Annotated in this window: 23 protein-coding genes and 1 tRNA gene; 9 read left to right on the top strand and 15 right to left on the bottom strand. The window is 40.3% G+C overall.

The features are described 5' to 3' along the window. Nucleotides 1-30 precede the first annotated feature (30 nt). The gene (locus tag SAE01_RS15725) at nucleotides 31-729 is read left to right on the top strand and encodes an RsmE family RNA methyltransferase (RefSeq protein ID WP_147204747.1); all 699 of its coding nucleotides are present in this window, start codon (nucleotides 31-33) and stop codon (nucleotides 727-729) included. Between the two features lie 13 nt (nucleotides 730-742). Here the strand turns inward: SAE01_RS15725 and SAE01_RS15720 are convergent, their stop codons facing one another. From SAE01_RS15720 to SAE01_RS15700, 5 genes are all read right to left on the bottom strand, one after another. Beyond that, a complete protein-coding gene (locus tag SAE01_RS15720) occupies nucleotides 743-1360 on the bottom strand; it encodes an ABC transporter ATP-binding protein (RefSeq protein ID WP_147204746.1) in 618 nt (205 codons plus the stop codon). After that, nucleotides 1341-2153 (bottom strand): acyl-ACP--UDP-N-acetylglucosamine O-acyltransferase, encoded by an 813-nt coding sequence (gene lpxA, locus SAE01_RS15715; RefSeq protein WP_147204745.1) that lies wholly within the window; start codon nucleotides 2151-2153, stop codon nucleotides 1341-1343. The genes SAE01_RS15720 and lpxA overlap by 20 nt, the downstream gene beginning before the upstream one ends. Next, complete coding sequence (locus tag SAE01_RS15710; protein WP_147204744.1) at nucleotides 2150-3559, bottom strand: bifunctional UDP-3-O-[3-hydroxymyristoyl] N-acetylglucosamine deacetylase/3-hydroxyacyl-ACP dehydratase; 1410 nt, start codon at nucleotides 3557-3559, stop codon at nucleotides 2150-2152. Before SAE01_RS15710 ends, lpxA begins: the two co-directional genes overlap by 4 nt. 98 nt (nucleotides 3560-3657) lie before the next feature. Continuing rightward, nucleotides 3658-4722, bottom strand: coding sequence for a UDP-3-O-(3-hydroxymyristoyl)glucosamine N-acyltransferase (gene lpxD, locus SAE01_RS15705; RefSeq protein ID WP_147204743.1), 1065 nt, complete (start codon nucleotides 4720-4722; stop codon nucleotides 3658-3660). A gap of 77 nt (nucleotides 4723-4799) precedes the next feature. Continuing rightward, nucleotides 4800-6098 (bottom strand): HD domain-containing protein, encoded by a 1299-nt coding sequence (locus tag SAE01_RS15700; protein ID WP_246113257.1) that lies wholly within the window; start codon nucleotides 6096-6098, stop codon nucleotides 4800-4802. A 20-nt stretch (nucleotides 6099-6118) separates the two neighbouring features. On the opposite strand from SAE01_RS15700, the gene porX reads away from it, so the two are divergent. The 5 genes from porX (at nucleotide 6119) to SAE01_RS15675 (ending at nucleotide 11427) form a co-directional block, all read left to right on the top strand. After that, on the top strand, nucleotides 6119-7678 hold the full coding sequence (gene porX / locus SAE01_RS15695; protein WP_147204742.1) for a T9SS response regulator signal transducer PorX: 1560 nt from the start codon (nucleotides 6119-6121) through the stop codon (nucleotides 7676-7678). Between the two features lie 192 nt (nucleotides 7679-7870). Next, a complete protein-coding gene (locus SAE01_RS15690; RefSeq protein WP_147204741.1) occupies nucleotides 7871-8236 on the top strand; it encodes a hypothetical protein in 366 nt (121 codons plus the stop codon). Nucleotides 8237-8417: 181 nt separating this feature from the next. Continuing rightward, nucleotides 8418-9194: an MBL fold metallo-hydrolase gene (locus tag SAE01_RS15685; protein ID WP_147204740.1), complete on the top strand. Its 777-nt coding sequence runs from the start codon at nucleotides 8418-8420 to the stop codon at nucleotides 9192-9194. Nucleotides 9195-9230: 36 nt separating this feature from the next. Beyond that, nucleotides 9231-10184, top strand: coding sequence for a ComEA family DNA-binding protein (locus tag SAE01_RS15680; protein ID WP_147204739.1), 954 nt, complete (start codon nucleotides 9231-9233; stop codon nucleotides 10182-10184). A 103-nt stretch (nucleotides 10185-10287) separates the two neighbouring features. Further along, entirely contained in the window at nucleotides 10288-11427 is a 1140-nt protein-coding gene (locus SAE01_RS15675; RefSeq protein WP_147204738.1) for an acyl-CoA dehydrogenase family protein, read from the top strand. A gap of 78 nt (nucleotides 11428-11505) precedes the next feature. Here SAE01_RS15675 and SAE01_RS15670 read toward each other — a convergent pair whose 3' ends face one another. The 6 genes from SAE01_RS15670 to SAE01_RS15645 all read right to left on the bottom strand — a co-directional run bounded on the left by SAE01_RS15670 (nucleotide 11506) and on the right by SAE01_RS15645 (nucleotide 16632). Continuing rightward, complete coding sequence (locus SAE01_RS15670) at nucleotides 11506-11703, bottom strand: HU family DNA-binding protein (protein WP_147204737.1); 198 nt, start codon at nucleotides 11701-11703, stop codon at nucleotides 11506-11508. A gap of 185 nt (nucleotides 11704-11888) precedes the next feature. Further along, nucleotides 11889-13124: an ATP-dependent Clp protease ATP-binding subunit ClpX gene (clpX, locus tag SAE01_RS15665; protein ID WP_147204736.1), complete on the bottom strand. Its 1236-nt coding sequence runs from the start codon at nucleotides 13122-13124 to the stop codon at nucleotides 11889-11891. A gap of 162 nt (nucleotides 13125-13286) precedes the next feature. Next, nucleotides 13287-13922 (bottom strand): ClpP family protease, encoded by a 636-nt coding sequence (locus SAE01_RS15660; RefSeq protein WP_218029170.1) that lies wholly within the window; start codon nucleotides 13920-13922, stop codon nucleotides 13287-13289. Between the two features lie 94 nt (nucleotides 13923-14016). Beyond that, nucleotides 14017-14709: a ClpP family protease gene (locus SAE01_RS15655; protein WP_147204735.1), complete on the bottom strand. Its 693-nt coding sequence runs from the start codon at nucleotides 14707-14709 to the stop codon at nucleotides 14017-14019. Between the two features lie 203 nt (nucleotides 14710-14912). Continuing rightward, nucleotides 14913-16274, bottom strand: a complete 1362-nt coding sequence (tig, locus tag SAE01_RS15650; RefSeq protein ID WP_147204734.1) for a trigger factor — start codon at nucleotides 16272-16274, stop codon at nucleotides 14913-14915. Nucleotides 16275-16550: 276 nt separating this feature from the next. Next, nucleotides 16551-16632 (bottom strand) — tRNA-Leu (locus SAE01_RS15645). Nucleotides 16633-16916: 284 nt separating this feature from the next. Between SAE01_RS15645 and nadB the strand changes: the two genes are divergently transcribed. Continuing rightward, entirely contained in the window at nucleotides 16917-18539 is a 1623-nt protein-coding gene (nadB, locus tag SAE01_RS15640) for an L-aspartate oxidase (RefSeq protein WP_147204733.1), read from the top strand. A gap of 30 nt (nucleotides 18540-18569) precedes the next feature. Further along, nucleotides 18570-19424, top strand: coding sequence for an aminotransferase class IV (locus SAE01_RS15635; protein ID WP_147204732.1), 855 nt, complete (start codon nucleotides 18570-18572; stop codon nucleotides 19422-19424). A gap of 59 nt (nucleotides 19425-19483) precedes the next feature. Here the strand turns inward: SAE01_RS15635 and SAE01_RS15630 are convergent, their stop codons facing one another. Then, nucleotides 19484-20125: an SET domain-containing protein gene (locus tag SAE01_RS15630; RefSeq protein ID WP_147204731.1), complete on the bottom strand. Its 642-nt coding sequence runs from the start codon at nucleotides 20123-20125 to the stop codon at nucleotides 19484-19486. A 202-nt stretch (nucleotides 20126-20327) separates the two neighbouring features. On the opposite strand from SAE01_RS15630, the gene SAE01_RS15625 reads away from it, so the two are divergent. After that, on the top strand, nucleotides 20328-21170 hold the full coding sequence (locus tag SAE01_RS15625; protein ID WP_147204730.1) for a helix-turn-helix domain-containing protein: 843 nt from the start codon (nucleotides 20328-20330) through the stop codon (nucleotides 21168-21170). A gap of 95 nt (nucleotides 21171-21265) precedes the next feature. Here the strand turns inward: SAE01_RS15625 and SAE01_RS15620 are convergent, their stop codons facing one another. The 3 genes from SAE01_RS15620 to SAE01_RS15610 form a co-directional block, all read right to left on the bottom strand. Further along, the gene (locus SAE01_RS15620; RefSeq protein WP_147204729.1) at nucleotides 21266-22492 is read right to left on the bottom strand and encodes an RNA polymerase sigma factor; all 1227 of its coding nucleotides are present in this window, start codon (nucleotides 22490-22492) and stop codon (nucleotides 21266-21268) included. Between the two features lie 44 nt (nucleotides 22493-22536). Further along, the gene (locus tag SAE01_RS15615; RefSeq protein WP_147204728.1) at nucleotides 22537-22890 is read right to left on the bottom strand and encodes a YciI family protein; all 354 of its coding nucleotides are present in this window, start codon (nucleotides 22888-22890) and stop codon (nucleotides 22537-22539) included. 293 nt (nucleotides 22891-23183) lie between these two features. Continuing rightward, entirely contained in the window at nucleotides 23184-25640 is a 2457-nt protein-coding gene (locus SAE01_RS15610) for an outer membrane beta-barrel protein (RefSeq protein WP_170234170.1), read from the bottom strand. Nucleotides 25641-25683 lie beyond the last annotated feature (43 nt).

The raw sequence follows: 25683 nt of genomic DNA, 5'->3' as shown, positions 1-25683 counted from the left end.
TCCGGGGTTTTTGTTTTTAATTTTACGCCGATGGATATTCCTATTTTCTTTCTTGATCATTTTTCTTCTGCAGATATTCTCACTCTAAATGAGGATACGTCGAAGCATGTGGTACAGGTATTAAGGATGAAAACAAAGGAGCAATTGCAACTTACAGATGGCGCTGGCAACCTATTAACTGCTCAAATAATTGATGAACATAAAAAAAAGTGCACGGTTGCAATAATTGAGCGAAAATTTATAGCCCGAAAGAACCAGGAAGTATCTGTAGCCATTTCACTATTGAAGAATTCGAGTCGTTTTGAATGGTTTTTAGAAAAAGCTACGGAAATAGGTGTAAGCGAAATAATCCCTTTACTATGCGATCGCACAGAAAAGCAACATTTTCGTTCTGAACGGATGAAGCAAATTGTAGTGAGCGCAATGATGCAAAGTAAACAAGCTTGGTTGCCGTTATTACACCAGCCACAATTAGTATCCGAAGTGATCAAAGGGAGTAGATACAATACAAAACTAGTTGCGCACTGCGAAGAGGAAATAAAGAGTTCAATTAACAGTTTTCGTTTACAACAATCTGTTCAAATCTTAATAGGTCCGGAAGGAGATTTTACTAAAGAGGAAATTTCGGTTGCACTAGCCAAAAGTTATATACCTGTAAGCCTGGGAGAAACGAGGCTTAGAACAGAAACGGCAGGGGTTGTTGCAGCGTGTATGCTATGTGTATCGTAAGTATCAATGGATTTTATTTATAATCCATAATACTAATTACATTCTCGCAAAACGAATATTCGTTTATGTCATTACTGCTAACGATAATCGTCTTGTAATTAGCATAATCCCTTATTAGCTTGTTATATAAATCGAAACCTGCAAGGTCGAGATTTGTACAGGGTTCATCCAACAGCAACAACGGAACGTTTGAAAAAATTGCTTGCGCCAATTTAATACGCTGCTTCATTCCGGAGGAATAGTACCTTATTTGCTTGTGTGCAGCTTTGTCTAGACCTATAATAAAAAGTATTTCGTCTAGGGAAATACCCTTCAATAAAGGTTTAAACTGTTGGTGAAAAAGCAAAAATTCCACGGCCGTCATTTCTTCAATTACTTCGACGTAAGGAGCAGCAATAGCGAGCTGATTATAAATTGAGTCCGGAGTTATAGCGCGGTCATTAAGTTCCCATTCTATTTTGCCTTCGCTAATTCCCAAACTTCCAGCCAGAGCTTGTAGTAAAGTACTTTTACCGGATCCATTGGAGCCCGTAATTGCATAATGGTGACCAGCTAAAAAAGTGTAAGATGTGTTGCGAAAGATCCAGTCTCTGTTAAAACGTTTTCCGACGTTAGAAAGCTTTATCGTCATCACTCTCTGTTTTGGAAGGACGCTTTATTATACCGGTTTTAGAACTTTTGACGAAGTCAACGATTGCATCTCTTTCTACTGAGGAAGGAAAGGTGCTCTCAATTTTATCAAGTGCCGAAGAAGTGATATTTTTTTCTATAAACAAGATTTTATAGATCTCTGCTATTTCTTGAATTTTCTCAGGTGAAAATTTAGCACGTTGCAACCCAACTTTATTTACCCCGGCGAAACTCATCGGCTCCCGGGCTCCCTTCACGAATGGCGGTACATCCTTTCGTACTACGGCATGTCCGGCAACGTAAGTGTGAGCGCCTATACGGGTAAATTGAACTGCTCCGCTTAATCCGCTAATGATGGCAAAGTTTCCGACTTCAACATGACCGGCTAACTGTACTGCGTTTCCAAGAATAACGTTATCACCTAAAATACAATCATGAGCAACGTGGGCGTAAGCCATGATCAGGCAATTCTTTCCTAGTACCGTTTTCCACTTTTCTTTAGTTCCGCGATTTACCGTTACACACTCCCGTATAGTTGAACCGTCACCTATTTCAACGGTTGTTTTCTCACCTACAAACTTTAGGTCCTGTGGAGTAGCACCAATAACAGCACCTGGGTAAACAGTAACCTTTTTTCCGATGATGGATCCGTCCATTACCACGGCATGAGACATTACATGAGTACCGGCGCCTATAGTAACTTCACCTTGAACAACAGCAAAAGGATCAATTGTTACATTGTCACCAATTTTTGCATCAGGATGAATGTGGGCAAGCGAACTTATTTTGCTCATGCTTTAGGTCTTTTTACAATTTGAGCGACGAGAGAAGCTTCCGTAACAATCTTGTCGCCAACGTATATCGTTCCTTTCATCTCACATATACCCCTGCGAATTGGGTTCAACAGCTCCATTTTTAAAATGAGCGTGTCGCCTGGCACCACCTTTTGCTTAAACTTACAATTCTCTATTTTCAAAAAATAAGTATCGTATTTGTCATCCGTATCTCTGGGGATCGCAAGAAAACCTCCTGCCTGCGCAAGTGCTTCTACTTGCAGAACACCCGGCATAACTGAATTATTCGGGAAATGTCCCTGGAAAAAGGGTTCATTGTAGGAAACATTCTTAATAGCTATTACAACTTTTTCAGTTAGTTCTATCACTTTGTCTACCAGGAGAAAGGGGTATCGATGAGGGAGAACCTGTTCGATTTGTTGAATGTCGAATATTGGCCGCTTGTTAGGATCATACTTCGGCACATCAAGCTTATTCTTGATTTTTTTGATATGCTCTTTAATCTTTTTTGCAAACTTTACATTACTTGCATGACCGGGCCTGTTAGCAATAATATGGGCCTTGAAAGGGTAGCCTACGAGCGCAAGATCTCCGATTACGTCTAGCAACTTGTGTCTTGCGGGTTCGTTTGGAAACCGAAGTTCAAGATTATTCAAAATACCTTCGGAACTGATTTCTACGTCTTTTTTGTGAAACACCTTCGAAATCCTTTCAACCTGCTCTTCACTCACTTCCTTATCAACAACCACTATAGCGTTGTTTATATCTCCACCCTTAATGAGGTTGTTGGCGAGTAGCCATTCCAATTCATGAAAAAAACAAAATGTTCTACATGGAGCTATTGCTTTGCTAAAATCTGAAAAGTTCCTTAGAGAGGCGTGTTGAGTGCCCAACACAGGGCTATTAAAATCAATTAATGTATTAATTCTGTACTCGTGATAAGGTAGAGCAACCATCTCTACTTTTTTCTCTTCGTCAGAAAAAGTGATGTTATGGTCAATAGTATAATAAATTTTTGGAACACCTTGTTGTTGCAAACCAGCCTTTTCCAGGGCTTCGACGAATTGCTGAGCACTTCCGTCTAAAATGGGAACTTCTTCTCCGTCAATTTCTATCAAGGCATTGTCAACCTGCATTCCTAACAGTGAAGCCATTAAATGCTCAACCGTACTAACCCGGGCACCATTGTGCTCAAGTGTGGTACTACGGTTAGTTTCAACTACAAAATCTACATCTGCTTTCACAACAGGCTTACCGGGGAGGTCAACCCTTTGAAAATTGATTCCGGTGTTAGGAGCTGCAGGCTTAATATTCATCGTAACAGACTGACCAGTATGAATGCCGGCACCCGAAATACTTATTTCCTGACGTATGGTATGTTGAAATGATTGTCCGTTACTGTTCATAAGCTCCTAAAGGCCACGAAAGTATGAAAAGTATCGGATTTTAGTTCTAAAGGGTGGTAGAATTATAAAACGTGTAAATCTCTACTTTACAGTTTTTTCTAGTGCAGATGAGCAGCATTTAGTCTTTCTTCAAGCAGCAATTTTAGCTGGTTTTCAAGTTCCGTTATTCGTTTTTCCATCTCAGGCAAATTGCGCGAAAGTGCCTGGCTTCGCAACGCACTCGTATAATCAAAAGCCGGCGAACCCGTAACAGCAGACTTTGGAATTTTTATGGATTTACTGACACCACTTTGAGCATTTATCTTGCTATAATCCGCAATTTGAATATGCCCGACAACACCGGCCTGCCCTCCAATCATCACGTTATTTCCAATTTTAGTGCTGCCACTTACTCCGGCCTGCGCGGCAATTACTGTATTAGTTCCTACTTCAACGTTATGAGCTATCTGAATTAGGTTATCAAGCTTCGCTCCCGCTCTTATAATTGTGGAGCCTATTGTCGCGCGGTCTATGGTAGCATTAGAACCGATTTCAACATTCTCCTCTATAATTACATTACCTATTTGAGGTACTTTTTTGAAAGACCCATCTGGTTGAGGCGCAAAACCGAAACCGTCGCCACCGATTACAGTTCCTGCATGAATAGTCACGTTTTTTCCAATGATGCAATCATGATAAATCTTAACCCCCGGATGCAGTAGGCTATTGTCACCAATCTTTACATTGTTCCCTATATATACTCCTGGAAAGATCTTTACGTTGTTACCAATCTCGCTCACCTCGCCTATGTAAGCAAATGCACCTATAAATACATTTTCGCCTTTTTTCGCGGTAGGAGAAATAAAGCACGGCTCCTCTACGCCCTGTAATTGTTGCGTTTTCAACTCCTGGTAATAATGAAGCAGACTTGCGAAAGCTGAATAAGGATCGGGCACACGGATAAGCGTAGAAGCAACAGGTTGTTTTAATTCAAGTTTATCGGAAATGATAACTACTGACGCATTAGTAATATACAGATATTCCTCGTATTTAGGATTTGCCAGAAATGCAAGCTGACCCTGCTGAGCTTCCTCGATCCGTCCAAAACTATTTGCTAAGCTTTCAGGGTTGCCTTCAATTTGCCCCTTTATTAAAACCGCTATTTGACTCGCAGTAAACATCATTTCTAAAAGTTTAGCAAAAGCATTTGGCTTCGGCGTAAGTGAATTTGTATTAATTGAGCAACTTCAAGGGGCAAATGCTATTCGTAGTAGCAAATGTAAAATTTTTTCACAGTGCTACTCAGTGTATTATGAATAAGAGCGTTGTCGACTTGTGAAATATCTTTGATTATTCCGTCTTTAAATAAAATATTGATTCGCTCATCACTTGTCTTATACATTGTATTTACCGCTTCACCTGTAAATACAAAATAACCAGCCTCTTCGTTCGTAAGACTTAACCTTTGACAAGCTTGTTTAAGTTTTTGTTGCACTAAATCTTTGATAAAAGGCTCGGCCTGAAGTTTAATCTTTAACAACTTTCTATCTAAAATTCCCTGGCATAGTACGCTTAGCACTTGGTCGGGATGTTTGCTCCAGGTTTTAATGCCATGCATGAAATCCATGTCATCAAGAATAACAAAGTTTCGAATCGCCTCTTCATCCATTTTTCCATCAAATTCGAATAGGAAAAAATCAAGGGAAGTTCCTGTAAGAAGAGTTGAACTTTCTCTGGCCCCTAGGGCTCTAACCCTTTCGACTATTTTTATCAGCATTTTTTCTGCAACCAATACCGTTTTATGCAAGTACACCTGCCAATACATCAGACGGCGCGCAACTAAAAATTTTTCGATGCTATAAATTCCTTTTTCCTCAACCAGCAGTTCGCCATTCTTCACTGCCATCATTTTAATGATCCTGTCATATCCAATCACTCCTTCGCTTACTCCTGTGAAAAAACTGTCCCTTGTTAAGTAATCCATCCGGTCTACGTCTAATTGCCCGCTGACTAATTGGTGTAGAAATCGTTTTGGATATTTATCAGTAAAGATGTCAATAGCCATCTGAAGCTCTCCGCCAAACTCTTCATTTAGCAATCTCATTATGTGCAGACTTAAGGTTTCATGGTGAATTCCTTTAAGCAGAATATTTTCCAAAGCATGACTAAAGGGCCCGTGACCAATGTCGTGTAATAAAATAGCAGCTTTTGCAGCCACCTCCTCTTCACGCGTTATTTCAATCCCTTTACTGCTTAACTCTCCAAGGGCATTACACATTAAATGATAAGCCCCTAAAGAATGATGAAACCTTGTGTGAACAGCACCGGGGTAAACAAGATGGGCGAGAGCCATTTGATAAATCCGTCTGAGCCTTTGATAACAGGTGTGTGTAGTTATTTTATAAATGAGCGGATCTGTGATACTTATAAAACCGTAAACAGGATCATTAATAATTTTTCTCGTTGAAACAGGCATTGAAAAAGTTGTTGTTAAAATATTAGCACCTCCGGCAAATCTACTATTGGCTGTATTAAAAAGGGTATTTTTGAAATATTGCACACCAAACCAGTGTTTGAATTATGTCCGCAGCAAAAATTTTATGGGTCGATGATGAAATTGAAAGTTTACAAAGTCAGAAATTTTTTTTAGAGAATAAAGGTTACGAAGTGACTACGTTGACTAACGGGTTTGATGCAATTGAATATGTGAAGGAAAATGCAGTGGACGTAGTGTTAATGGATGAAAGCATGCCTGGCCTTACCGGCCTTCAAACACTTGCACAAATAAAAGCAGTCAATTCTCAAATACCAATCGTTTTAATCACGAAAAACGAAACTGAGAATTTGATGGATGATGCTATTGGTAACGAGATTAGCGATTACCTGATTAAGCCAGTAAACCCTAACCAGGTTTGGCTGAGCCTGAAGAAAATCATAGACAACCGACGCCTTGTTGCCGAAAAAACTACGACTGCTTACCAGCAGCAGTTCAGGGAATTGTTTATGTCGCTTAACAGCAACCCCGACTATAACGAATGGATGGATATCTATAAAAAGCTTGTGTACTGGGAACTTGAAATGGAAAAGAGCGATAGCCCTGAAATGCAGGAAATCCTCCAAAGCCAGAAACAGGAAGCCAACACAGAGTTTTTTAAATTTATCAGCAGGAACTACGCTTCATGGCTTGATCCAAAAAACAATGCTCCTATCCTGAGCCATAACCTGCTTCAGTTTAAAGTGCTGCCGCATGTAGAAAAAGGAACTCCTACCTTTTTTCTTTTGATCGACAATCTTCGCTTTGACCAGTGGAAGGCTATACAACCCTTATTCGCCGAAAACTTCCGGATACTTGAAGAAGAAACCTTTTACAGCATTTTACCTACGGCCACTCAATACTCGCGCAACGCCATTTTTGGAGGATTACTACCAATAGACATCGAGAAACAGTTTCCGGTCGAGTGGAAAAATGACGACGAAGAGGGTGGAAAAAATCTTTTCGAGGAAACATTCTTCAAAGGCCAGTTAAAAAGATTACGAAAAGATAATATCAAGTACAGCTATACCAAAGTTGTAAACAATAATGAAGGACTACAACTGGTAAACAACATCCACAACCTGATGGGTAATGATTTAAACATCATTATTTACAACTTTGTCGACATGCTTAGTCACGCACGCACAGAGATGGAAGTACTGAAAGAACTTGCCGGTGATGAGATTAGTTACCGCAGTATTACCAAGAGCTGGTTCGAACATTCATCACTCAACCAGGCGCTTAAAAAAATCGCTGACAAAAAGGTAAACCTCATCGTTGCTACCGACCATGGAACGGTTAAGGTTAAAACTCCCTACAAGGTTATTGGCGATAAGCAAACTACCACCAACCTCCGCTATAAACACGGCCGCAACTTAAACTACGAGCCCAAAGATGTGTTGGCCTTTAAAGATCCACGCCAAGCGGGACTACCTGTTCCTAATGTAAACTCGTCCTTTATTTTCGCTAAGGAAGACGGTTTCCTTTGCTACCCAAACAACTATAATCACTTTGTCAATTATTACCGAAACACCTTTCAACACGGCGGGGTAAGTATGGAGGAAATGATTGTACCCGTGATTAAGATGGTAAGCAAAGTGTCCTAGTCTAATGATCTTTTTTTGTAGTCAACTATAGAAACTCTAATGATCAGTTGTTGCGTCGCACCCTGCAACTTTTAGTTCTCTTATCGTCCATCCCAGCTTTGAAACATTTTTGTGGATAATTGACAGAACAAGAAAATGTCGCCAGAATTACTTTTGTATTATTAAAAGAGCGCCGGTGAACGGCAGAAGTGTATGAAATACAACCAGGCAACTTTAAATAAAATTGAAAAAATACTCGACGAAGCTGAATACGTAGTTCGCTACGAAAGAGGAACATTTCAAAGCGGCTATTGCATTTTGGAAGCTAAGAAGGTTGTGGTGCTCAATAAGTTCCTAAGCGTTGAAGGACGAATCAATACACTGGTAGATCTAATTCCCCAGCTAAATGTCAACCTTGATTTACTTACCCACGAGTCGCAAAAGCTGTACGACGAATTGAAAAAGAAATCGGTCGCTTTGGCCCTTGAGGCCAGCGAGAAAACTGAAGCCGAGAAGAAAGACACAGAAGCAAAAGCAGCCGTTATGCCAGAAGAAACACAAACTCCTGAAGAAGTTTAAGTCCCGCTTCTGTCGCTTTAAAAGTTTCCGTACAAGAGTGTGACACAACGATGCTTGGTGAAGTGCTGAAGTTGGTTTAAAAGAAATTACCCCGTTTTTTCAAAAAGGCTAATATTCAAGTATCCTCTTTTTGCGACTTGTCTCGCACATAAGATTGTTCAATTTCCTGTAGGTTTGTAATGTGGCCTATCCTTCTCTGACAATAACTTTTTTAGGTACCGGTACCAGTAGCGGAGTTCCGATGATCGCTTGCGGTTGCGAGGTCTGCACTTCTGACGATGTAAAAGATACCAGGCTTCGTAGCAGTATTATGGTGCAGTCGTCTACCACAACAATCATCATAGACGCAACACCCGACTTTAGGTATCAAATGCTTCGGGAAAAAGTGAAGAAGATCGACGGCCTCTTAATAACACATCCGCACAAAGATCATGTTGCCGGTATAGACGATACCCGCGCCTTTCAATTCTTTAATAAAAGGGCGACAGACGTTTTTGCAAACAAGATGACGCTTGAAGGGGTAAAGAAGGAAATTCCCTATGCGTTTCAGCAGTTGGCTTACCCGGGAGTGCCTAAGGTAAACTTGCACGAAATAACATTGGAGCCGTTCATTATAGGCGATATTCCCATTATTCCTATTCTTGTCTGGCACCACAAAATGCCCGTCTACGGCTTCCGCTTTGGCAAGTTCACTTATATCACTGACGCGAATGCGATTGACGAACAGGAGCAGACAAAAATCAAAGGAAGCGAAATAGTTGTTTTAAATGCTTTAAGAAACGAAACCCATATTTCCCATTTTTCGCTGAAAGAAGCGATTGCTCTTGTACAACAGCTGAATATTCCCACCGCATATTTTACGCATATTAGTCACCAGCTTGGCCTAGATAAAGAGGTCAATAGCAAGTTACCTAAAGGAATGTTCTTAGCATTTGACACATTGCAATTATTTGTCTGATTTAAGTTGTATTATTATTTCTTAATACTCAATCAGATGAGATTGCGTTCACAGATTGTCAAGGATTACTTCACCTTTTCGAAAAAAGAACGCCGTGGCATTTTCGTCCTTCTTTTTCTTTCTGTACTTGTATTTCTTATTGGGCGGTTTCTGCCGGTAAAGAAAATGAACGTTAGCAAAGATGCCTTTCAGAAAGAACTCGCGCAACTGAAGATTTCAATTGATACCTCTCATAGTTCTTACGCTTATCAAAATAATGACGATGCTGAAAATTACCGTCCAAAACATTACGACAATTACAGTAAGCCAACAGGAGAATTATTTCTATTTGATCCAAATACATTGGATGAAAATGGATGGAAACGATTGGGAGTGAGAGACAAAACTGTCAACACCATTCGAAATTTTATTTCAAAAGGATACCGTTTTCGCCAACCCGATGACATTCGAAAAATTTATGGACTTAGATCACAGGAAGCAGACCAGCTGATTCCCTTCGTGCGAATTCTGGAAAAGGAAGGAATCAGTAAAAAAATCGTTCAAACTAGGGCCTACTCCGCCATCAATCATGAACGGGACGAAAACACTAGAACAAGAATAATTGATATCAACCTTGCAGACACGTCAGCATTTATTTCTTTGCCCGGTATTGGGACTAAGCTTGCTACCCGTATCATCAACTTCCGGCAAAAGCTAGGCGGCTTCAGCTCAGTTAATCAACTTGGAGAAACTTATGGAATTGCTGACAGCACCTTTCAGCAAATAAAAGGCAGGCTTCAATGTAACAATCCTGATGTTAAGAAGTTAAATATTAATACCGCTGATGCCCACGAGTTGAGGACTCATCCGTATATAAGATGGAATATTGCAAATGCCATCGTTAACTACAGGAACCAGCATGGCGCGTACAAGTCGGTCGACGAGCTTCATAAGATTGAAATCATCGACGAAAACACGTATACCAAGATGGCTCCTTACATCGCGCTCTAATAACTCCCACCATTCCTTTTTGTACGATTTGTTATTCTTTCGTTATGCAATCTTTCGGCACGTGTTTCACGTATTTTTGTTCATTATCAAATGATTGCTACTTATGAATTTTGAGGTTTCTGAATTAACGCAACAGGTTATACAAACAGCAAGAGATTTTGCCTTGCAACACATCAAGCCACACGTAATGGAATGGGACGAAACCCAGGAGTTCCCTGTTGGAATTTTCAAGAAATTAGGTGAATTGGGGTTAATGGGAGTTTTAGTACCTGAAGAGTATGGCGGGGCAGGACTATCTTATTACGAATACATAGAAATTATTCAAGAAATATCCAAAGTATGCGGCTCTATTGGTCTCAGCGTCGCAGCTCACAACTCTCTTTGTACCGGTCACATTATGCTTTTTGGAAATGAAGAGCAGAAGAGAAAATACTTACCATTATTAGCAAGCGGAGAATTTTTAGGAGCATGGGGATTGACAGAACCGAACACCGGTAGTGATGCTGGAAACATGAAGACTACTGCCACCCGTGAAGGAGATGATTGGATTTTAAATGGTACTAAAAATTGGATCACTCATGGAATCTCAGGGAACGTAGCAGTCGTTATAGCACGTACAGGTGAGGCAAGAACAAGTGGCAATTGCACTGCGTTTGTTGTTGAAAGAGGCACACCAGGTTTTACAGGAGGTAAGAAGGAGAACAAGCTTGGAATGAGAGCGAGCGAAACAGCTGAAATGATTTTTGATAACTGCCGTATTAGCGACTCTCAAAGATTGGGTGAGGTTGGAGATGGCTTTAGGCAAGCTCTAAAAGTATTGGATGGTGGAAGGATTTCGATTGCAGCACTGAGCCTTGGAATTGCAAAGGGAGCTTTTGAGGCAGCTTTGCAATATTCAAAAGAACGACAGCAGTTTGATAAGCCGATATCGAGCTTCCAGGGTATAAGTTTTAAATTAGCAGATATGGCTACTGAAATTGCTGCGGCAGAATTATTAACGCAGCAAGCGTGTGATTTAAAAATGCGAGGCGAGCCTATGACAAAAGAATCTGCAATGGCAAAATATTACGCCAGTGAAGTTGCAGTGAAAGTTTCTACAGAGGCAGTGCAAATTTTTGGTGGGTATGGATATACAAAAGATTTTCCGGTTGAAAAGTTTTACCGCGACTCCAAGCTTTGTACCATCGGCGAGGGAACCAGTGAAATTCAAAAGTTAGTAATCGCAAGGGAAGTACTGAAATAGTATAGTTTTGGAGGATATTTAAAAAGGGGCACGTTCTTATTGAATTTGCCCCTTTTTTGTTTTTAGAAAAAACGTGTTTTATTGGCCAAAACCTCCAAACCCACCAAAACCAGAACCACCAGAATTTGAGCCCCCACCTGTAAACATCTGGTCTACTGCACCACCTAGCATTGGAAATTTTTCTTTTACAAAATCAGCAATTGTCTCCACTGCTTTTTGCGCTTGTTCGGGAGTTAGTCCTGCTTGCTGAGTTAAACGTTCTACTATCTCGTTCATAAATTAATTTTTAGTTTGCTATTGAATGAAAGGATGAAGTATAAAAAGCATTCCAACTCGGAAGCCCTGAACCTAAGCTGATCATTACAATAAGTTGAAGTATTTTACTCAAAGGCGGAAGGTGAATTTGAGAGCATAAAAAAAGCTTCGCAAAAAATGCGAAGCTCTCTAAATATAGTTTCAGACTAAGCGACTTTTAGCATACTCATCTTGCTCTTTCCAAATTGTCTTTCTGCATACTCAAGCGTCACATGAAGCGCTTTCTGTCCAGAACTTGGCAGCTCATACATTGCTTCGGTTAAGATGCTTTCGCAGATACTTCTTAATCCACGAGCGCCGAGCTTGTACTCCATTGCCTTTGTTACCATGAAATCGTATACATCATTGTCAATAGTAAGCGCAATATTCTCAATCTCAAATAAACGATTATACTGCTTGATAATACTGTTTTTTGGTTCGGTTAAGATTGCTCTTAAAGTTTCCGCATCCAAAGGATTTAAGTAAGTAACAACTGGCAGACGGCCTAACAGCTCCGGAATTAATCCGAAAGATTTAAGGTCCTGGGCATTTATAAACTGAAGTAAATTTTTTCGCTGGTAATCCTGCAGCTGCTTATTTACGTTAAAGCCGATTGCATTTGTGTTTACGCGACGGGCAATTACCTTATCAATTCCATCAAACGCTCCACCGCATATGAACAGAATATTTTGTGTGTTTACTTTGATCATTTTTTGCTCAGGATGCTTACGGCCTCCTTGCGGTGGTACAAGCACTTCGGTTCCTTCAAGCATTTTTAATAATCCTTGTTGTACACCTTCACCGCTTACGTCGCGGGTAATCGAAGGGTTATCGCCTTTACGGGCAATCTTATCAATTTCGTCAATATATACTATTCCTCGTTCTGCCGAATTCACATCGTAGTTGCAGTTTTGCAACAAGCGGGTTAACATGCTCTCTACATCCTCTCCTACGTATCCTGCTTCAGTAAACACAGTTGCGTCCACGATAGCAAAAGGAACATTTAATAAGCGCGCAATGGTTTTTGCCAGTAAAGTTTTACCTGTACCTGTCTCGCCAACCATTATAATATTGCTCTTATCAATCTCTATATCAGACTCTGTCTGGCGATATTGCAAGCGCTTATAGTGATTATAAACCGCTACCGCCAAAACCTTTTTAGCATCATCCTGCCCGATTATGTACTCGTCCATAAACTTCTTTATCTCCATTGGCTTACGAACGGTAAGCTTGAAAGAAGCTGGCTGAGATTCTGTTTTTAATTGCAGTTCCTGTGAAATTATCTCCTGGGCATGTTCTACACAATTTTCGCAAATGTGTCCATCCTGGCCGGCGATAAGGATCTTAACCTCGTCGCGACTTCTTCCACAGAAAGAACAATGTAAATGACTTTGTTTGGGCATAAAATAAAAATTATCCTTTTCACAGGGATATATATATAAAAGCGGGGTAAAGAGGTGTGTTTCTACTTTTCCTGTGATAGAACTGCAAATTTACAAAAAACCGCTACTAAATAAGCCTTAATATGATGCCTATTATAGTAGCGGGAGCATTTTAACAAAAACCTACAGTTTCTCTAATATCTTATCTACAATTCCGTAATCCACTGCCTCTGTTGCGTTCATCCAGTAATCACGATCGAAGTCTTTCATGATTTGCTCAAATGTCTTACCGCAATTATCAGCAAGTATCCTTGCACCCAACTCTTTCGTTTTTTGTGTCTGCACAGCTTGTATCTCAAGATCTGCACTTGTTCCCTGGTAATAACCTCCCAAACTGGGTTGGTGTATCATTACCTCACCATGAGGATAAATAAAACGCTTTCCCTTTTCTCCTACACTTAACAATATTGATCCCATGCTGGCTGCAAGACCCATGCAAATGGTGCTTACAGGAGAACTAATTAACCTAATAGTGTCGTAAATAACCATGCCGCTGGTTACTACACCACCCGGGCTATTAATGTAAAATTTGATTTCTTCACCAGGCTTATCGCTATCCAGCAGCAAGAGTTTACTTACCACATCCCTGGCGCTTTTATCGTCAACAACTCCCCATAGATAAACGCTTCTTTTTTCAAAGAATTGTTTCTCCATCTTTTTTGCTAAAAGTTTGCTTTCAGCCGAAGGTTGCTCTTCTTTAGGCTTTTCTTCTTCGTCTTCCATCCTAAAAGGATTGGTTATATATTTTGAAGTAATCATCTTAATAATTGTGTGTTTTAAATTGGAATTGCTTTAAAAAGCAGAAATTAAAAGCGTGCTTCTTTTTACTTTTGAATTTTTCCTTTTTTACTTTTTAGTCTTTGTTTTGCTTCCGTGGATTAATAAGGAGCACTTCGTCTACAAGACCATATGCTTTTGCTTCTTCAGCACTCATCCAATAGTCTCTGTCGCTATCTTTTGCTACTTCTTCCGGTGACTTACCTGCATGGAAAGCGATGATTTCGTATAATTCTTTTTTGATTTTTTTGATCTCGTTTACAGTTATCAAAATATCACTTGCCTGACCACCTATTCCACCACTTGGTTGGTGCATCATTACACGACTATGCTTGAGAGCAGTACGCTTGCCTTTAACACCAGCACACATTAAAACGGCTCCCATACTAGCAGCCATACCGGTACAAATGGTAGATACATCAGGACCGATAAATTGCATAGTGTCGTAGATACCAAGACCGGCATATACACTTCCTCCAGGGCTGTTTATATACATCTGGATATCGCGAGCGCGATCGGTGCTTTCAAGAAACAGTAGCTGGGCGGTAACGATGTTTGCTACGTAGTCATTAATTCCTTCACCAAGAAAAATTATCCTATCCATCATTAAACGGCTAAAAACGTCCATACTAGCAACGTTCATAGGCCTTTCTTCGATGATATATGGAGTAAGATTTGTTACCTGGTGTTGTTGAAAATTATGCAGTGTTGCACTGCTTATACCATGATCTTTCACAGCATATTTTTCAAACTCTTTTCCAAAATTCATTTATAATAATTTATTGTAGTGAATATAAAGATTGTTACTTAATTGATTAGGCTTTCATTCAAATACTATGCAAAAGAAGAAATACGACAAAATAGCACTTGTGAAACTATTCTTGTTTTAATATTCTCCATCTTATACTGGTCTGTATGCAAAAAAATAAGGCCAGACCCAAGCCTGACCTTATTTTTAATATTTGTGCTGCATTAATGACTGTGATTGTGCTGCATAGCAGTTAATTCATCAGGAGTTACGACGTCTTCAATCACGTTGACCTGCTCCTCCAAAGCACCAAATAACTTGGTTGTTTGCAACTGGTAATACGTGTTTTCAATGAACTTTTTATCCTTTAGCATACTGTCGGCATAACCGTCTAACCACGGTGCGTCCTCCATACTTTGACCGCCCATGTAACCAAGAATTTGTTGTTTTGCAAACTCCTTAATTTCCGCAGGGTCTACGTTTATCTCGTATTGATTAGTGAGCTGCGTGGTGATTAAAGTCCACTTTAAAGAGTTGGCAAAAGTAGGATATTCCTTTTCTGCCTCTTCGGCAGTTTTACGCTCTTCCTGTCCCTCCTGCATCCATCGCTTTAGAAAGTCTTCAGGAAAATCAATTGGGGTATGATCAATTAAGTGATGATAAATCTGGTCGTGCAACTGGTTACGGCTTTGGGCATCCCATGTAGCTTGAATGCCTTCTTTTACCGCCTTACGAAAATCGTCTTCGTTGGCTATATTCCTTCCAGGGAAAGCTTGTGAGAAAAACTCCTCATTCATTTCAGGCTTCTCGATCAGCCCAACTTTAGTGATCGTCATTTTAAAATACTTGTCTGCTGCACCTTCCTCGTTTACAGCAATCCCAAGGTCGCTGATAATCCACTCTCTTTCTTTTTCCTCAAACGCCGAGTTTAATTGCAAGACAAGCGTGTCATCCTTTTTCTTACCCATTAACTGCGGGCGGAAGCTTTCAGAGAAATATTTAACTATAACAGAGTTGCCTTTGTTTATGCCACCTTCAATTTCATTCCCTTCAGCATCGCTTTCTGCAAACGTTACGTTTAGTACGTTTTCTTCGGTAGTTACTTCTTCAGGATCTGTCATTTTTCCATGCCTGACTTTTAAACGCTCTACCTCTTCATCTATCATGGCATCGGTTACATTAACACGATGACGGGTAACAGTAATGCCTTTAATGTCGATATCGATAGCAGGCTTTAAACCTATTTCAAATGCAAATGCATAATCGGCAGGATTGTTCATATCCAACTGCCTTGCATCAGTCTCAAGTGGTAATGGCTGAGCAAAAATGTCGAGCTTCTCTTCCTGCATGTATTTGTTCAATTCTTTCTCCACTGTGCGAAGTACTTCTTCAGTAAACACACCACTTCCATGCATTTTCTTAATCATCCCTGCAGGAACCATCCCTTTACGAAAGCCTGGAATGTTAGCTGTCTTAGCATATTTTTTCAGCGATTGCTCAAACGCCGGCATATAATCGTTTTTAGAAAGCGTAACAGTTAACTTGTCTGTCAGCTTGCCAATATTCTCTCTTGAAACAGTAGCCATACTATTTAATTTATTATAGAATTTTTAAAAAGATCTTCTGCAAACAACGAAAGCTTGCTGAAATTTTAGGGCTGCGAAGGTAAGTTTTAGCGTGGAAAAAAATACCTATTAAAACTTTTAATACTTCAAAGCAATCTCCCGCTTCAAAAGATTAAGATTTTTTTGTCGAAAAGCTGTATTATGCCGTTTTCTCATTGTTCGAAGAACGGAAGCTCGAGGATCTTGAGAGGAAAGTATAAGAAACAAAAAACCCGGCCAGTAAAGCCAGGTTCTTAGTGCGGATGATAGGGGTCGAACCTACATGCCTTGCGGCGCTAGATCCTAAGTCTAGTGCGTCTGCCAATTTCGCCACATCCGCGAGGTTGCAAAAGTAGGGGATTTCATAAAAACAAAAGACACGATTTAATAAAAAATTTTAAAACCTTCCTTTCTGTTATGGCATGTTGTGTCGTAGGTTTTGCGCTTCCGGCTGGACTTACTGTACAAGAGTGCGACGCAACAAATGTTTAATAGTAGCAATGCCAAAGGGCTCTAAAAAAACTTCATACCTCTAACAATTCTCTTTCTTCGACTATATGTTTAAAGACATTTATCTTTAAAAATTATTAAAAGTAAAAACTCTTTAAGTAAGAAACGAACTGCATGCAAACAGACTTTTTAGTAATAGGTAGCGGAATAGCAGGACTAACATACGCGCTAAAAGTTGCGGAAGCAAAGCCGGACAAACGGGTAACCGTAATAACAAAAGCGCATTCAGACGAGACAAACACGAAGTATGCACAAGGCGGTATAGCGGGCGTTTGGGATGACGAAAATGACAGTTATCAAAAACACATTGAGGATACGCTTATTGCCGGTGATGGGTTGTGTAATGAAAAAATTGTAGAGATTGTTGTTAAGGAAGGTCCGGAAAGAATACGTGAGATTATTGAATGGGGCGCTCAGTTCGACAAAGATCCCGACGGCGATTATACGCTAGGAAAAGAAGGCGGTCACAGTGTAAACAGGATCTTGCACCACAAGGATGTGACAGGCAGAGAAATGGAACGCGCGCTCTTATTAAAAATACAAAGCCTTCCTAATATCACGCTAATTACGCACTGCTTTGTAATTGACCTGATCACGCAGCATCATCTTGGCTACCTTGTTACAAAGTCAACTTTAGACATTCAGTGTTACGGTGTGTATGTTTTGAACCTTGAAAGCAACGAGATAGAAAAGATCATTTCAAAAGTTACAGTGCTGGCTACTGGTGGAAATGGACAAGCCTATCGAACTACTACCAACCCTATCATTGCCACCGGCGATGGGGTTGCGATGGTGTATCGCGCAAAGGGCCGGATTGAAAATATGGAGTTCATCCAGTTTCACCCAACTGCTTTGTTTCAACCTGGCGTGTCGCCCTCTTTCTTAATAACTGAAGCTGTGCGGGGAGACGGGGGCATTTTACGAAATAAGTTTGGGGAAGCGTTTATGGAGCGATACGACGAACGCAAAGACCTTGCTCCACGCGACATTGTTGCCCGAGCCATTGACAGCGAAATGAAAAAGAATGGTACCGAGCATGTATACCTTGATTGCCGGCATATGGTTGTTGAAAAGTTCATCCATCATTTTCCCAATATTTACGAGAAATGCCTGAGCATTGGTATTGATGTTACTAAAGACATGATACCTGTAGCTCCTGCTGCGCATTATAGTTGCGGCGGCATTAAGACAGATGAGTTTGCCAAGACTTCCATCAGAAATTTATATGCTTGCGGCGAGTGTGCAAGTACCGGCTTACATGGCGCAAATCGCCTTGCAAGCAATAGCCTTCTTGAAGCAATGGTTTTTGGACATAGAGCGTACGTTCACTCTATCGCAAGATTGGAAGAACTGGAAGCTTTACATCCGCAAAGTGCTGCACAAGCGGACGCCATGATTCCAGACTGGAACGCCGAGGGTACAAGGGAACCGAAAGAGATGATCCTGATTACCCAGAGTTTAAAAGAACTGCAGCAAATTATGAGCGATTATGTTGGTATCGTCAGAACCAATGTGCGCCTGACAAGAGCCCTAAAAAGGTTGGATTTGTTGTATGAAGAAACAGAGGATTTGTACCGGTCTACCAAGGTGTCTCCGCAGCTATGTGAACTTCGAAATCTCATTAGCGTCGGCTATCTTATTGTAAAAGGTGCTGCATTTAGGAAGGAAAGTCGCGGGTTACATTTTAATACAGACTATCCTGAGAAGAGTGTGCTGAAGGAGAATATCATTTTGTAAAAATTGTTTTGCAAACTAAAACCGGCGCAAATGATTGTATTTATAAATGACCGTTTTATCGATGAAAAGGAAGCTTCTATTGGTATAAGCGATCTTTCAGTTCAAAGGGGTTTTGGCATCTTTGATTTTTTTCGAACGTATCGTTATGTCCCTCTTTTTTTGGATGATTATCTTGATCGGTTTTTCAATTCCGCCACCTTACTAAGTCTGCAGCCAAGACACACGCGAGAAGAGTTGAAAACAATTATTTATGAAATGATTGATCGCAACCAGATTGAAACTTCAGGTTTTAAATTGATCTTAACAGGAGGATATTCTCAGGATGGATTTGAGCCCGGCACTCCTAATTTCATTATGACCCAACAGCCGGTAGAAATTTCTTCTGAAGAAAAATTCGAGAAGGGCATCAGGATAATTCTACACGAATATTTGCGCGATGTACCTGAAGTAAAATCTATCAATTACCTCATGGCAATCTATCTTCAGAACAGGCTTGTTGAGCAGAAAGCAGATGATGTACTGTATCACCAAAACGGGGAGGTACTCGAGTTTCCCAGGTCTAACGTTTTTATAGTAACAAAAGAAGGGGCGGTTGTAACTCCGGGCAAAAATGTTTTGCACGGCATCACAAGAAAGAAGGTACTCCACATTGCAGGTAGAAATTATAAAGCTGAGGAAAGGACGGTAACTCTTGAGGATTTAAAGAATGCCTCTGAAGTTTTTTTGACCAGTTCAACTAAAAGACTTTTGCCGGTTTTAGAAATCGATGATGTTATTGTTGGTAATGGGAAGCCGGGAAAAATTACCCGTGAGCTTTATACAGCTTTCAAGCAATTGGAGGAAGAATATTACAAACACGAAAAGTTGCCTCTAAAAGATGCTTAGTACCAGCATCACCAACAGTAGTAGTTTAAAGGAAAAACGAACAAAAATTCCTATTTAGCTTAAGCATAGCTGTACTTATTCAGCAATTCTTCTTTCACTGTCATCTTGCTTTCGTCTTCGCTATAATAGCAGTTTAAAATAGAATCCATTGGCTCTTTGCCATTTGCGATCGAACCGACTTTTTTACGGTATGCGGGTTCGATTAAAAATGAGAGCGGCTGCTGCAGGCTGTTAAAATACTCAAAGGCCCTCGCCACTTTTTCATCCCACTCTTTGTAGTAATGCAGCAAATCATCGGGCATCACATGTGTGCGCGAAGTGTTGGGTTCAGGAAGACATTCAAAAGGCTCAAGACAATTTAAGTAACCATAGTCATCCGTCAATTCTTCTCCCGGGTAAATATCTCTTACTGCCAACTCAAAGTTGTAAGCAGTTGTAATGCAATTCGAATTAAAGCTATGGTTTACGAACCTTGAATGATCCCAGCAAAGGATTAGATCGCCCTTATTATCCCGATACGTATACTTATGCAAAATGTCTTTGTAGACTTCGTCCATCCCACTAACTCGCTGGGGAGTAAATACCTGGTCAAGTTGATCGAAGGCCCATGTAATTGTTCCTTTTGGAATAAGCTTCGTTGCCACTACCCCATAACCTATTTCGGGGCTGATAAATTTAAGCTTCGTATGAGGATGGATCATATTAACAAACTATATAATTTTAATGCCAATGCAAAGCGACGCTCCTATTATCAATTATTATTGTGGCAAAGAATCAGCAGAAGAATTGTAGGCATAGTTCCTTCAGTAAAAAAAGTGCATTTTCTAAAATTTTCATAGTATTACTACCACGTTTATTTTTACTATCATTTCTATTTATAATTAAGGTTACGAGGAGGAGATTATGGAGTACCTGGAGTTTATTGATCGCGAACATTTTGAATACAAGTACCACAGAACGTGGGCAACTGGTGCATTGTCGTCTTACATAGATTTTTGTTGGGAAACTAATTTTGACCACCTTCTTTCTGAACACCCTGATGGTTTCGCAGATGTTCTTTTTCCAAACATTGGGTATACATATATCATCAACCTGGGTACTCCTTTCGTCATGCAACTCGAGAAGAGTTCTCTCGAGGTAAAAAACGACGGTTTTATTCCGCGTCATCATTATATCACCTGCCATCATTCTGCCGGCAACAGGCTTTTTGGAATCAAGTTTAAGGTTTGTCCAATTGTCTTTGAAAAAGATGTAGACTTCTCCGAGTACACTGATTTTGTCTATCCCCTCGCTTATTTAATTGACCGAAATATCATAAACAAAGTAAAGAACGCCGGCTCATTCTCTGACAGAGTCGGGCTCATCTTTCAGCATTATGAAGAGCTTGTAAATAAGCACACGGGTTCGTTAAATTATGTAAGCACCGTGACAGAGATATTGGTCAATAGCCTGCAGAAAAAAGAATTTGATAGCCCGGTTGAAAAGCTCGCTGAAAAGTATAAAATCAGCAATCGAACACTGCAACGATACTTCCGGGCAACTACCAGTTTTAGCAGCAAGCAGGCACTTCAAACGATGCGGATAAGAGAGGCAGTCATCAGCCTTACTGCTTCGCCGTCTACCTTCCAGTATTTTCAATTTGGGTATTATGACTACAGTCATTTTGCAAAGCATCTGCAACAGTTTGTGGGAGACAAATATTTCAAGACTTTCCAGGAATTGTATAAGCATGGAAAAGTGGAGTAGGAGACTTTTTTGACCAGGCTTTAAGAACATTATTCGTACCTCGTTGCGTCGCACACTTCAACGACATCAATACTAGATCCACTGCAAACCTAGCCTCATAGGTTTTCAATCTGCTTTCGAATCACTTGCCGGTCCGTCTTTGTTTTAGCCAGCGAATAAGCTTGTTCGAAATGTGCTTTCGCTTTCTGCTTATCAACGCTTTTATAAAGTTCTCCCAGCAAGGCGAAATAGAAAAGATTACCTGTTAAGTTTAACTTCTCTGCTTCTGTAATAGCTTCTGTAATTCCGTTGGCTTTTGAGAGAGCATACGTTCTGTTGAGGGCGGCAATGGGCGAATACTGCAATTGCAGCAGACGGTTATAGAGTTGTAAAATATTCTCCCACTTTTCTTTTGTGTCAGTCTTAATGGTATGCCAGTAAGCAATGCCAGCTTCCAGGTGGTATTTAGAAAGTTTATCTCCACGTGAGGCTTCTTTAAAAAAGCAAACACCCTTTTGCACCAGTTCCTGGTTCCACAATGTTTCGTCCTGGTCCTGGTACAAAATAATCTCGCCACTTTCATCCTTTCTTGCATCAAAACGCGAAGCATGAAAACACATCAGGGCAAGTAAAGCGTTCACCTTGGGTTGATTGGTTTGCTCATTTTCGGTAAGAAGATGAGTTATGCGCATGGCTTCGAAACATAAGTCTTTACGCAACACCTTGTCCTCGCTTTCAGAATAATAGCCTTCGCTAAAGAGCAAGTATAAAGTGAGCAGAACCACATCTAATCTTTTATCGATTTCGGCTCGCCGCGGAAACTCAATCTTTACTTTTTCCTGCCGCAGTTTTTCTTTGGCTCTAAAGAGTCTTTTGTTGACCGTTTCCTTATTAGTTAAAAAAGCGTCAGCAATTTCATCAATACCAAAGCCGCATAGAATACGAAGGGCAAGCCCGATTTGAGCCTCAGTTGGTATTGATGGATGACAAAGCGCAAACAACATTTGTAACTGGCTGTCCGTAATATTCTTTTCTGATAAATCTATCTCGATTTCCTCGAAACCTTGCGATGATAATTTTAGGTCGGTTGTGATTTTGCTTGTAAAAATGCTGTCACGGTTTAAATGATTTTTGGCCTTATTCTTTGCAACGTAATAAAGCCATGCGGTCGGGTTTTCAGGCAAGCCTTTGTAACTCCATGTTTCTACTGCCAGCAAAAAGGTTTCGCTGGCTAAGTCTTCTGCAACTTCAATGTGATCTATACCAAACAGCTTGCATAGAACAGCTGTTATTTTTCTGTATTCTGTTCTAAACAGGTGTGGTATTAATTCGTTTTGCTCCATAATTAAAAGGGCCTTTGCATTGCTGCAAAGGCTCTTCATAGTCTTTAGTGAACACCATCGCTTTTAGCGATTTTTCTTACTTCAACGCTATTTCCTTCGCCTTGTAGTACGGGGCTTCCCTTTGCAAATTCAACTGCCTCTTCAACTGACTCTGCCCTCACGATGACAAATCCGCCAATGGTTTCCTTTATGTCTCCAAATGGTCCGTTCGTTACGATTTTGTTGTAACGTACTACCTTGCTGTCCTCAAAAGGTAAACCTGTGCCGCTTACAAATTTGTCTTGCGCAGCTATGCCTCCTATCCAGTCCATCGTTTGTTTCATCCACGCTTGCATTTGTTCTGGTGAAGCTACTTTTTGACCGTCTTCGTGTCTAAAAATTAATGCGAACTCATCCATGATGTTGAAATTTAATAGTTATGAAAATTAATTATAAATCCATAACAAACGGGTTAAAGGGAATTGGACAAAATGGTCGAAAAATTTTTTCTGCAGGTTTTATTCTTCGGCATTTTTAAAATGCTGCCCTAAATAAATTAAAGTACAAGAGAGTGACACAACGATGTTGAGAAAAGTACAAATGCGCGTTACAAAAACAATAAACTTCAGCATGCCAAGGAGGAAATACAAGAAAGCCGGGTGAATAATCTCACCCGGCTTTGAAGCTTTTCTACACCTTTTTTTGCAACTGCTTAATTCCCTCCTGCCCGCCGCCTTTCTTCCTCAGAGGCTGTCGTTCTTCTTCGTGATGCAGCTACTTTATTGTTTCCAAAGCGATAGGTAAATGAAAGATTAGCTACCCTTGTTTCGCGGTATGCGTGCCAGTTTTCTATATAGTTGTTATAAGTGATTGTGGCTCTCGGAAGGTTGGTCCAAAAAATATCTGTTACGTTGAAGCGAACAGTTCCTTTGTTTTGAAGAATGCTTTTTTGTACCCCCGCCGATAAACCCCACTGAGGTTCTAATACCATATAACCGCTACGGCTTCTGCTGGAGTAATTAAAGTTCAGCTCGCTCGCCCATCCCTTTTTAAACGTAAAGGAATTATTAGTGCTGATGCGCGCAGTGGGAGACCCGTTGTTTAAAGGAGTATTGGCAAGATTTCCTTTATAGTTAATATAATAAAGATCTGCGTTGTTCATTATGTTCCACCAATTATTGACCTTAATTGGAGCCGCGATTGTTAAGCCAAAATAGTCTGATGAAGTAAGGTTAACAGGTATTTGCAAGGTGACATTTGTGTCGTTGATAGGCACATTAGGAAACACACTTTTAAAGGGTATAATGGCAGTTGACTGAATGTGCTTTGTATGGCTATAACCCAACGTAAAGTTCAACTGCTTTAAAGTATAACTGAGTTCATACGACCATGTAAACTGCGGCAGCAAGCCCGGGGCGCCGGTACTATAAGTGCTGATATCTATTAAGAATAGAAAGGGATTAAGTTGGTTATAACCAGGTCTGTCAATACGCCGACTTACTGATACGCCTAGTGTTTGATCAGGCTTAAGTTTATAGTTGATAAAGGCGCTGGGGAATAATTGAAAGTAACTGGAGTCCCACGATACATTTCCTTTTACCTGTTTTGTTTTAATGTTTGTCTGCTCACCTCGCAGGCCGAATTGTAGACTAAATTTCTTAAACTGCTGGCTGAAATTGATATAAGCAGCATTGTTGCTTTCATCATAATTAAAGTGGTTGGTCTTAGTAGTGTCGTTAACGGGGCGGCCGGAACTCACGTCAAAAAATTTCGCATCGTTGCCCGATGAAACAACGCTTGTCTTAATGCCTGCTTCTATTCGTCCATCTTTTTTCAAGGGGTTTACATAATCGGCTTTTGCTGTTTTAATAGTCAGCTTTCCGTCCTGGTCGCCATTTAAAATATAGGTGGGTTTTTGACTAGTACCATTTAGAAAATAATACCTGGTGAGTGTACTCGAAATGGATCTGTTATTGAAAACCCCATAGTCCGCGTCGGCAGTCAATTCCCTGCCAGTCTTATCAAATGTATGCTTGATGTTTGCGTTAATTACTGAGTTATTAAACTTGTCATGGCTGCTAATATCCGTATTAAAAGTCGAGGCAGCCTGCTTTACATTGTTCATCACAACAGCGCTATTATGGTTAGTTCTGCCAATGTCATTAAAGCTTGAATTGACTACAAACCCAAGGATTGTTTTTTTGCCTGCAAAGAAATCTGCTCCAAACCTTGCAGTGTTATTGTTGGATGGAGCAGTCATGTAATTATCTTTTTCGTCTCCTCCATCGTAGTTGCTGTTTGAGAAAAAGTTCCTTTCGAGCAGTAAATGGTTTAAACCTTTTCGATAGCTATAATTATAATTGCCAAAGATGTTTACAACCTTATTGCGGTAGTTAAACGTAGTGCCGGCATTTGCCTTAGGATAAACTCCTTGTCCATACCCAGCGTTGAAAGTCCCATTCAATCCAAGTCGTTGATCTTTTTTCATCCGGATGTCGATAATTCCCGAGTTTCCTGCCGCATCGTATTTTGATGAAGGGTTGGTGATAAGATCGATTCTTTCGATTGCATTGCTCGGCAAACCTTTTAAATAACTGGCTAAACTAGCGCCTGTCATAGGGGTGATGCGACCATCAATCATAATCACCACACCAGCCCTGCCTCTTAAACTTATATTGTCGTTTTGATCTACTGAAACACCCGGAGATCTTTCTAATACTTCCATGGCGGTACTACCGGCATTTACAATACTGTTTTCTACGTTGACAACAATCCGGTCTGTTAACTTTTGGATGAAGGGTTTACGAGTAACAACAGTCACTTCTTTTAACGCCGCTTCCGTTTTCATAGTTAGGCTCGCCGGGGGAATAGTCACCCGCTCGGTGCCGACTTCAAATGGTTCAGAGAAATAGGTGGAATAATTGACTGATGTTACTCGAACAAGGAATTTTCCCGGACTGACCTTTTCAAATTCTGCCAGGCCGGTGTTATCAGTAATGGCAGTTTTTACAATAGCAGAATCTTTGACTCGTAATAATTCTGCGGTAGCCCCTTCTAAAGGAGCTTTCCCCTCGCCTAGTACTGTAATAGAAACGTTGGTTTTAGTAGTTTGAGAAAATGCTGAAAAAGTTAAAAAAATCAAGAAACAAAAGAGTAATTGTTTTAGCATAACAAGTGTTTTGTCAAAACTCAAAAGATTTAACAGCATCAGA

Origin of the sequence: Segetibacter aerophilus, from assembly GCF_007991655.1 — a bacterium.
GTDB lineage: Bacteria > Bacteroidota > Bacteroidia > Chitinophagales > Chitinophagaceae > Segetibacter > Segetibacter aerophilus.
The sequence above is the reverse complement of the archived record's forward strand: the minus strand, read 5'-3'. Positions and strand labels throughout refer to the sequence as shown.